At 33.6% G+C, this 10,082-nt stretch carries 12 protein-coding genes; 3 read left to right on the top strand and 9 right to left on the bottom strand.

Annotation, left to right across the window (positions count from 1 at the left end):
* On the top strand, positions 1-425 hold a 425-nt coding region (locus tag IC220_RS00920), incomplete at its 5' end, for a hypothetical protein (protein ID WP_188152732.1).
* Between the two features lie 158 nt (positions 426-583).
* On the opposite strand, the gene prfB is transcribed toward IC220_RS00920, so the two are convergent.
* Positions 584-1,682 (bottom strand): peptide chain release factor 2 gene (prfB, locus tag IC220_RS00915; protein ID WP_188152731.1). Its coding sequence is split into 2 segments (ribosomal slippage): positions 584-1,606 and positions 1,608-1,682, totalling 1,098 coding nucleotides; the frame shifts between segments, so codons are not numbered across the junction.
* Positions 1,683-1,874: 192 nt separating this feature from the next.
* On the opposite strand from prfB, the gene mgtE reads away from it, so the two are divergent.
* Entirely contained in the window at positions 1,875-3,245 is a 1,371-nt protein-coding gene (gene mgtE / locus IC220_RS00910) for a magnesium transporter (protein WP_188152730.1), read from the top strand.
* Between the two features lie 616 nt (positions 3,246-3,861).
* On the opposite strand, the gene cysS is transcribed toward mgtE, so the two are convergent.
* The 5 genes from cysS to ssb all read right to left on the bottom strand — a co-directional run bounded on the left by cysS (position 3,862) and on the right by ssb (position 7,514).
* Positions 3,862-5,235, bottom strand: a complete 1,374-nt coding sequence (cysS, locus tag IC220_RS00905) for a cysteine--tRNA ligase (RefSeq protein ID WP_188152729.1) — start codon at positions 5,233-5,235, stop codon at positions 3,862-3,864.
* Positions 5,232-5,855, bottom strand: coding sequence for an exopolysaccharide biosynthesis protein (locus IC220_RS00900; RefSeq protein ID WP_410543318.1), 624 nt, complete (start codon positions 5,853-5,855; stop codon positions 5,232-5,234). Before IC220_RS00900 ends, cysS begins: the two co-directional genes overlap by 4 nt.
* 163 nt (positions 5,856-6,018) lie before the next feature.
* A complete protein-coding gene (tatA, locus tag IC220_RS00895; protein ID WP_188152728.1) occupies positions 6,019-6,186 on the bottom strand; it encodes a twin-arginine translocase TatA in 168 nt (55 codons plus the stop codon).
* A gap of 128 nt (positions 6,187-6,314) precedes the next feature.
* Positions 6,315-6,953, bottom strand: a complete 639-nt coding sequence (locus tag IC220_RS00890; RefSeq protein WP_188152727.1) for an exopolysaccharide biosynthesis protein — start codon at positions 6,951-6,953, stop codon at positions 6,315-6,317.
* A 72-nt stretch (positions 6,954-7,025) separates the two neighbouring features.
* Positions 7,026-7,514: a single-stranded DNA-binding protein gene (ssb, locus tag IC220_RS00885; protein WP_188152726.1), complete on the bottom strand. Its 489-nt coding sequence runs from the start codon at positions 7,512-7,514 to the stop codon at positions 7,026-7,028.
* Between the two features lie 157 nt (positions 7,515-7,671).
* Between ssb and IC220_RS00880 the strand changes: the two genes are divergently transcribed.
* A complete protein-coding gene (locus tag IC220_RS00880; protein WP_188152725.1) occupies positions 7,672-8,241 on the top strand; it encodes a hypothetical protein in 570 nt (189 codons plus the stop codon).
* On the opposite strand, the gene IC220_RS00875 is transcribed toward IC220_RS00880, so the two are convergent.
* The 3 genes from IC220_RS00875 to IC220_RS00865 all read right to left on the bottom strand — a co-directional run.
* On the bottom strand, positions 8,242-9,579 hold the full coding sequence (locus IC220_RS00875; protein ID WP_188152724.1) for a dihydroorotase: 1,338 nt from the start codon (positions 9,577-9,579) through the stop codon (positions 8,242-8,244).
* 186 nt (positions 9,580-9,765) lie between these two features.
* Complete coding sequence (locus IC220_RS00870) at positions 9,766-9,909, bottom strand: hypothetical protein (protein ID WP_188152723.1); 144 nt, start codon at positions 9,907-9,909, stop codon at positions 9,766-9,768.
* The coding region (locus tag IC220_RS00865) for a transposase (RefSeq protein WP_188152722.1) at positions 9,910-10,082 on the bottom strand (173 nt) is incomplete at its 5' end.

The following is a 10,082-nucleotide window of genomic DNA, read 5'->3' as shown; positions in this document are numbered from 1 at the left end:
AGATAAGGAAGCTTTTTGCAGATGCAGAAGGTGAGTTAAAAAAGATACAAGATAAAAAAATTGGTAAGAGTAAAGTATTGCTTAGTGAATTTTTGCTAGCAGATTTAACAAATGAGGATAATTTAATACGTTATGCACATAATTCTAAATTGATTCAAGGATTGGAAGGCATCAAAGAGCAATTTAGAAAGGATTGTCCTATACTTGCTGAAATGATGGATGCTCAATGTGAAGCTATAGACGAAAGAAGACGTCTAGTAAATGAAGCTCTTGAGCCACTTGGATATTTAGGTACCTTTAAAGAAGGACAAAAAATTAAAGAATGTTGGGAAGTAGTCAATGAAGATGTATGTGAGTTAATAGCTACTTACCTTACAAACACTGAATTAGAAAAATTCATTGCTGATTCACAAAAATGTAAATAAAGTTGTTGGCCAGATTATTGCCAACATCTATAGTATTTTAATGGTAATTTTATTACTTATGAGTATATCTTAATAGACATCTTTTTAGTATGTGTATCGATGGCAATCGGTGCACTTTTGCCCTTCTCCTCTTACCATAAACTGGGTGCGAAAGAAGTCTAATTAGTTAGTACGCTAATTATGAAACAATCTATGTTGCCATCGAAAACAGAATTTATATTCCCTACTTCGTGTCCAGTTCTTAGGTCTTTTACCATCTGATATGGGTGCATAACATATGATCTAATCTGATTGCCCCAACCTATATTACATTTCTTGCCATATTCTTCAGCCATTTTCTGTTCTTTTTTGTCTAATTCAATTTGATATAAGCGTCCTTTGAGTAACTTAAGTGCCTCATCTTTATTTTTATGCTGAGAGCGACCATTTTGGCATTGCACTATAACACCTGTTGGCATGTGTGTAATGCGTACTGCGCTTTCGGTTTTATTTACATGCTGACCACCAGCCCCAGAAGCACGATAAGTATCAATCTTTAAATCTTTTTCATCGATAACAATACTAATCGAATCTTCAATAACTGGTGTCACTCCTACGCTTGCAAAACTAGTGTGGCGCTTACCATTTGAATCAAAAGGCGATATTCTAACGAGTCTATGAACACCACTTTCACTCTTTGCCCATCCATAGGCTTTTTCTCCGGTTATTTTTATTGTCACAGATTTTATACCAACAGCATCACCATCTAGTTTTTCTATCACTTCAACCTTAAAATTATGATAAATCTCTGCCCATCTGATGTACATGCGCATCAGCATTTCAGCCCAATCATTGCTTTCAGTTCCGCCAGCTCCTGAGTGAATTTCTAAAAAACAGTCATTACTATCTGCTTCACCAGCGAATAAGGATTCAGTTTCTTTATATTTTATGAGTTTTTCTAATTTAATTAGTTCACTTTCGATTTCAGCAAAAAATCCCTCATCGTTTTCATCAATAGCAGATTTCATTAAATCAATGCTATTATGATAATCGCTTTCCAGTTTTAAAAATGATTCTATATCGTTTTTAATTTTAGAGCGCTCTTTCAAAATCTCTTGAGCTTTTTTATTATCTTGCCATAGAGTACTATCTGAAGACTTGGATTCCAATTCTTCAAGACGTGATTTTAACTTCTCTATGTCAAAGACACCTCCTAATTAAGGATATATTCTTGCCTAGGCTTTGAAAGTATTCTAGAATTTCGTAGTGAGTTTTCATTAAGTTGAATATTTAGTTTTTAATGTTTAGTTTTTAATATACTTATTATTAATAGTAACAGCAGTAAAAGGAATAGAAATTTAACCATATAGTAGTTAATTTTAAATAATCTTATTATACTCTGATAATGAAAGAAATCAAGTTATATCAACATTATGGTTTTTTATGTTAAAAAAAAATGAAGGTGTAATTATGAACACTAATAAAAATTCTCACTATGGTTTAGATCACGAGATTGTTAATGATTTAGAAGAATTAATTAATAATCAAGAGTTAGACAATATTCATGACGTCATAAAAAAAATAGATAGCGTTCAATTGGCTTATTTTTTATCAACCTCAATTAATGATCACAGAGAGAAGTTAGTTGAGATTCTCGATCAAAATTCACTAAAAAATGCTCTAGTGCACGTAGTGCCAGATCTACGGGTGGAGATTATAGAAACACTGGGAATAAAAAACACAGCAGAGTTATTGGCGCTTTTGAACATAGAAGACATAGTAACTATCATGAAAGACTTAGATAAAAAGTCTGTAGAAAGTATACTTCGTTACTTACCTGATAAAACTCAAAAATCAGTAGAAGAATTGCTATCATATCCTGAAGAAAGTGCAGGAAGGCTAATACATAAAGATATGGTTATAGCGCCATATTATTGGACAATAAGTCAGTTAACAGAATTTCTGCGCAACTATAAGAAATTACCTGAGACGTTCTACCAAATCTTTGTTATTAATTCAAGATTAGAACCTATAGGTAGTGTCGATTTAAATAAGGTAATAGCCAATTCAGGTGACACTACCATACAGGAGATAATGAGTCAGGATATAAAGATCATCAGGACTGGTATGGATCAAGAAGAAGTAGCGAGAATATTCCAAGACTATTCTCTGCTGTCTGCCCCAGTGGTCAATAGGTATGGCAAAATCATCGGTGTAATTTTAATTGAAGATGTAATAAAAGTAGTACAACAAGAGACAGAAGAAGATGCATTAAAAATGGGGGGGGTATTATCTCAAACGGATATTAATGCTTCTGTATACAAAACAATAATAAATAGATTGCCATGGTTGCTATTTAATCTCTTGGCTGCAACTATATGTTCGATAGTCACAGGATTTTTTGAACACACGTTAGAGAAGTTTATAATATTACCTATTATTATGCCCATAATAGCCTCAATGAGTGGTAGCTCAGGCTCTCAAACAGTTACTCTAACAATTAGAGCGCTGGCAACGAGGCGATTAACCGAACAAAATGCAAGAAGAATACTGATGAAAGAACTATTTAGAGGCTTTATTAATGGGATAATTTTATCAACTGTTTCATTGATAGTGATAATGTTAAGATTTCATGATTTTAAGATAGAAGTAATTTTTGTAATTTCAATGATCATGATGTCAGTTATTGCTCCATTTATTGGAGCTTTTATTCCTATAGTATTAAACCGCTTAAAAGCTGATCCTGCAGTTTCTTCCTCAATTTTAACATCGGCAACAACTGATATCCTTTCGGCTTTAATATTTCTTGGATTAGCTACGATATTTTTATTGAGCAATTAATAGATTTTTTAATCTCAGTTTGTATGCTTCCTAATGTAAGGTATTGAAACTAAATATCTTACACAGGGAAGGTGTAGCTAAACCCCAACTTGTATAAAAAAGTCCGAATTCATAGGACTTGGCTCCCTTCCCTGAGTTTGAAGTTTAAGTGTGAAGTTTAAGTTTGAATATGGGCTTTCAGCTTGGGGTTTTACAAAAGGTCTAAAAATATCACTAAATATAATAGATAGCAGAAGTTTGATAGAATAGTTAAAAAAATAAAAAGATAAGGACTTAATTTGAAGTAGCCAGATAAAATTTGTGTCACGCTGCCTATTGCTGGCACCCATGAAAGTAGTGTAACTGCGCAAATAAGCAGATTTTTTATTATTTTGGAAGCTACATACTCATTTTGTAGTTTTCGACACCGTTTTCTTAAGTAGAGTGTTGTTCTACCTAAACACCAATTAATTATTCCTCCTAAGGATGATCCTAATACTCCAAAAAGTAACATCAATAATATACTGTGATATTGTTTAAAATACAGCATGATTATAAATACTGAACTTTGGCGTACAGGTAAAATTAACGATGATAAGAGATTATCTGTAAATAATAAAAAATAATTTTCCATAGTCTAACAAACTTGCCAGGTTGTTGTGCCATCTTCATTATCGGAAACAGACACCCCCATTTTTGTTAATTGCTTTCTTATATTATCAGCAGTAGCGTAATCTTTATTGCATTTTGCAATTTTTCTCAAATTTATCAATCTTTCTATTTCTTGACGATTTACATTGCTAGCGAACCATTCTTGATAGCTTGATTGAAGAAGACCGATGAATCTGGCACTTTTTGTGAAGATCTTAGTTAACTTAAGTTTATCGTTTTCATTGCTTGTCTTATTAATTTTTGCGGCCATTTCATGCAGTAGAACTAATGCTTCTGGAACATTCAAATCATTTTTTAAGGCGTTTATGAAATCTTGAGAAATTTCTGCATCATTTTCTTCGATATTTACATAACGCAATAATCGATAGAATTTATTTAAGGCTTCTTGTGATTCAGAAATAACACTGTCTGTCCAATCTAACGGTTTTCTGTAGTAGGTTTTTAGCAATGCGTAACGTATTACTTCACCTTTTATACCACTGCTAAGTAAATCTCTTACCTTAACTATGTTAAATAGGGACTTACTCATTTTTTCTTTGTTTGAGGTAAGAAATCCATTATGCATCCAATACTTTGCAAATGTTGAACCAGAAAATGCAGATTTACTCTGGGCAATTTCATTTTCATGATGAGGAAATTGCAAATCTATACCGCCACCATGTATATCAAAATCTTTGCCAAGATGAGCACATGCCATTGCTGAACATTCTATGTGCCATCCTGGTCTACCTTCACCCCATGGGCTGTTCCAGTGGCTTGAAAGTTTATAATCAACATCACTTGCAGGTTTCCATAATACAAAATCTCCAGGGTGCTTTTTATTTTCATCAATTTCAACTCTACTGCCGTGAGTTAATTCATCAATTTTTTTTCCTGATAGTGTCCCATATTCAGGGTAAGATTCTACACTAAAATATACATGCTTATTAGCTTCGTAAGCGTGACCAGACTGCAGTAAATATTCAATCAGTTCAATAATGACACCTATACTCTCTGTTGCTTTAGGTTCATGCGTTGGTTCTAAGCAATTTATACTTTTCATATCGTCATGAAAGGCGTTGGTATAGCGTGTAGTTATACTCTCTATGTCACTATTTTTCTCATTTGCTGAGTTGATTATTTTATCATCGATATCGGTTATATTACGCACGTAAGTAACTTTGCTATAACAGAATTTAAATAATCGAAATAATACATCATATATAACAACAGACCTCGCGTTACCTATATGTGCATAGTCATACACTGTTGGACCGCAGACATACATCTTTATATGATTTTCATTGATAGGCGTAAAAAGCTCTTTTTTTTTAGTTAAAGTATTATATATCCTGATCATATGAAACTTTTAAGGAAGGAAAATGCTCCAATGATGAGTTTTGGCCCTTTTACCATGATGATAAAAGTAAGCAGTAATCCGCATAACGACGTTAAAATTCCTAACATGGAAAGAAGTCCATCTCTGCTCATGATACCAAGCGAAATAAGAGTTGTTCCAATGGCAGGAATAAAATTAGTGAGAGGTAGTGGGATAGCTATTGATATTGCGCAAAGCAGCATTATAAGAGCCAAAATTTTCTCACCTAGTCCACAGAAAATAAAGGACATTCTTGGCTTCATAAATTTTTCTATTTTTTTTAATGCCGGAGAAGTTTTTTCTACCACAAGGGCCAAAGTTGAACGTTGAAAAGACTTTTTCTCTAGCCATTTTGGCATCCAGGGAGAGTTAAATCCTAATAAAAGCTGCAGTAAAAATAGAATTAACGGGATAGCAAGTATAGTTGTATAACCAGGTGGTACTGGTATAGGTACAGATAATGGTAAAGAAAAAATGATGATTAAGATACAAAAGCCTTGCTCATGCAAAGCTGATTTAATTTCAAAGAGAGTTACTTTATCAATATCAGTGTTAGCAACTTCTTTTAGAATATCAGAAGCTAATTTTTTATTTTTTGGCACAAAAATCCTTAGAAAAGCAATTTTTAACACAATTACTACTATACTGCAACTTTAACATTTATTTTTGTTAACGTTCCTACTTCATTGTTTGAATTTTATTTTGTTACAAGCAGAAGTAAGTAACACGCACTTAGAGTACGTGTTACAAAATAGAAAAGAGAAGCTAACGATCTGGCTCGTGGGATGATGATTTTTCTGAATCCTTAAGCTCTTGCTTGAGATTTTTGATGCCTTTTCCTAAGTCACCCATCACTTGTGGTAATCTACCTGCACCAAAAAGAACTAAGATTATTATCAGGACTAGAAATAGTTGCCATGGTCCTAAACTCATTTTCACCTCCATTGAAATAGAATAATAACATGTTAACCTTTAAAGTTAACTTAAGTTACGCACATTATAGCATCTTTATAAAATCTCTTCAAAATCTATTTATAAAGTTAGAAGTTAAGCTATGGAAATCAAGAGTTTCTTATAATATTTTTAAGAAAGGAAAAAGCTCCTATTATAAGTTTCGGTCCTTTTATGATTATAATGAGAGTAAACAACAATCCACATAAAGATACTAAAACTCCTAATATGGAAAGAAGTCCATCTTTGTTCATGATACCAAGTGAAATAAGGGTCATGCCCATTGCAGGAATAAAGTGAGTGAAGGGTAGGGGGATAGCTATTAATATTGCACAAAGCAGCATTATGATAGATAAAATTTTCTCGCCCGGTCCATAGAAAATAAAGGACATTCTTGGTTTCATAAAGTTTTCTATTTTTTCTAATGCTGGAGAAGTTTTTTCTACCATAAGGGCCAAAGTTGAGCGTTGAAAAGATTTTTCCTCTAGCCATTTTGGTAGCCAGGGAGAATTAAATCCCAACAAAAGTTGTAGTGAAAATAGAATTAAAGGTATAGAAAGTATGACTGTAAAGCCAGGTGGTACCGGTATAAATGATAACGGTAAAGCAAAGATCATGATTAAGATAGCAAAACCTCGCTCGTGCAGAGCTGTTTTGATTTCAAAGAGAGTTACCTTATCAGCATCAGAGCTAACAACTTCTTTTAAAATATCAGAAGCTGATGTATTATTACTGTTGCTTTTTGACACGCAAAATCCTTAAAAAAAATAATCCTTACAGTTATTCACTAAAGTAAACTTTTATAGTAGATGAGCGGCTTTCTAAAATGGTATCTCATCATCGATGAGTTCATCTTTTACATCATCACTTTCATGCTTACTTTCTTCATTGCGTTTATACTCGCTTTGTTTATATTCATTTACAGAATACTCATTTGTAGAATTTGGTGCACTATTTCGCGAATCTAAGAGAGTAAGAGTATTGCTAAAATTTTGTAATACAACTTCTGTCGTGTATCTTTCACTACCATTTTGATCAGTCCATTTTCTGGTACGAAGGGAGCCTTCAATGTAGACTTTACTGCCTTTGCGGGCAAAATCCTTGACAATTTTTACTAATCCTTCACTAAAAACTACAATATTGTGCCACTCTGTTTTTTCAGAACGTGTGCCAGAAAACTTATCAACCCAGCTTTCAGATGTAGCTATTGAAAAATTAGCCATTTCCTTTCCGTTTTGTGTGCTTCTGATTTCAGGGTCTTTACCTAAATTCCCAATAAGTATAACTTTGTTTATAGTGCCACTAGACATAAATATGCTACAAATAATTTATTCAATTATTTCACTAAAATTATCTTTTGTCAACTTACTTCAATCTGTGATATAGGTGAAAACAAAATTATGGTTGATTGACATAGTACTATGGAATATTTATTATTTTAAATAATAAGGTAATTTTGGAAAAACAATGATAGGTATTTTTTTTCTTATATGTATATCAATAGCAGCAATAGTAGCTTTAACAATGAGTGTATTAATTGGCCTTGCATTGAGTTTTACAGCCTTGTCACCTCTGGTGGTAGGTGGAGTTGTTGGCGGCATTGCTGCATTAGTATTAACTTTAGCTTTTACTTTGATTTGCACAACAGGTCTCTTTGACATCGCAAAAGGAGAGGGTAAAAAATTAACATTAAAGGAAATTATACCACTGTCTATGTTTTGTATTATGAGTGTTGCCATTGGAGCTGGTTTGGTTGACATATCTCCTATCTTAGCTTCTAGTTTAATTAAAGCATATCTTTTCTTCAATTATATTGAAATATATGATATCCTCGCTCCTATTGAAGTAACTACAGCTGATTCTCTGTTAGCTATAGCAATAACAGCACCAATACTTTCACTCGTAGCTTTAACTGTCATATGTATTGCATGGGAGTACATATCAGATAAGATTGGAAAAATATTATCAAAAAAGCCTAGATCTTACCAGGAAGAAGCAAAAATTGCAGGTGTAAGTGAAGAGATGCAGAAATCCTGATCAACTAGATAGAAGAGAGTATACAGTTTTTCCGGATACAATGGTGCGTATCACACGTCCTTTTACTTTATACCCATCAAAAGGGGAGTTTTTTGATTTACTAGCAAAATCCTTAGTTTTTATTTCCCACTCTTGATCGAGATCAACTAAAATTAAATCTGCAGCACGATCCTTCTGTATACGTCCACGCGGCACATTTATTATATCTGCAGGTTTATATGTGAGTTTTGCCAGTACATCGAACAAATCCATCTGTTTATTGTAATAAAGTTTAAGTGATAAGGGTAAAAGAGTTTCCAGACCAACAATGCCAAAAGCAGCACTTTCAAGTGGTAAATCTTTAGAACTACAGTCGTGTGGAGCATGGTCAGTGGCAATACAGTCTATAACACCAGTTTTGAGTCCCTCAACCATTGCTAGGCGATCATCTTCTGTACGAAGTGGTGGGTTCATTTTTGCAAGTGCTCCATGTTGTTTGACTGCATCTTCAGTTAAAGTAAAATGATGTGGAGTTACTTCACAGGTAACGTTCAACCCTGATTTTTTTGCACGTGCAATTGCCTCCAGTGAATCTTTTGAAGAGACGTGTAAAATGTGATAATGCACGTTTTCAATGTCCTTCATTAGTAATATATCACGAGTTACCATGACTGACTCTGATACGCTTAAAATGCCTTTGATTCCTAATTCTTCAGAAATTTTACCTTCATTAATTGCACCGCCTGCCGATAGATTTAAGTCCTCTGCATGCTGAGCGATTGGAATATTTAACATGCTTGAGTAAAGTAACGCCTGTCTCATCACGAAAGGATCCATGACCGGCATGCCATCGTCAGTAAACCCAACTGCTCCGACTTCTTTGAGCAGTGCCATTTCAGTTAAACTTCTTTCTGCAGTGGTGATTTTAGCATAAAATTCAATATTTACATGTGAAGTCTCAAGGGCTATATATTTCAAATATTTGGCTAAAATAACAGTATCAATTGCTGGAACAGTGTTAGGTTGACAAACAACAGTTGTCACACCTCCTGCAGCTGCAGATTTACTACCTGTATGTATAGTCTCTTTATGCTCTTGTCCAGGTTCACGAAAATGTACGTGAATGTCTACAAGGCCTGGCATGAGAACTAAACCTTGGCAATCTATCATCTCGTCGATGCCACTTGGCACTCCATTTGCAAATAATGATGCACCAAAATCCACTATTTTACTTCCGCAAGTTAAAAGTGAGCCATTTATATCGAGTCGAGTAGCAGGGTCGATGATTCGTGCATTCACATACGCAATTTTGTAGTCATTTTTCTGCCCTGTTTGTAATAAATTCCAAGTCTGATTCATTATGTTAAGTATAGATTGTATGATAAATCTAAAGGTTTTTAGAATATGATGCAAATGTTAATGAATTATTTGTAAATCGATGCTATATTTATAATATCTTTAATGTGGGGTTAGGCCTCTGCAAAATTTTTTTATATGGCGCAGAGGTCTAGCTTTTTTTTTATAACCAAAATCTACAGATAGAATTTATAAGACTCTATAAACAGAAATTTCTATATCAGGTCTTGCCTCTATTTCTATTTCATTTATTTCAGTATTAAGTTCATTAATATGATGTGTAAGTGTTCTATATATAATAATACCAATTGTTAGAAGATGTCTTGAAATCATTTAAGTAGCTAATTTATTAAGCATAACGGTAATCATATTAAAGAAAATATTGGTTTTTGAGGTAAGAGGAGAATGTTCGTAATCTTTGCTCATGCGCCTAAAATTGGAGAGCCAAGCAAAGGTTCTTTCAACTATCCAACGTTTTGGAATAACCTGAAATCCTTCAGCTTCGG

Origin of the sequence: Wolbachia endosymbiont of Pentalonia nigronervosa, from assembly GCF_014534705.1 — a bacterium.
Lineage (GTDB): Bacteria > Pseudomonadota > Alphaproteobacteria > Rickettsiales > Anaplasmataceae > Wolbachia.
The sequence above is the reverse complement of the archived record's forward strand: the minus strand, read 5'-3'. Positions and strand labels throughout refer to the sequence as shown.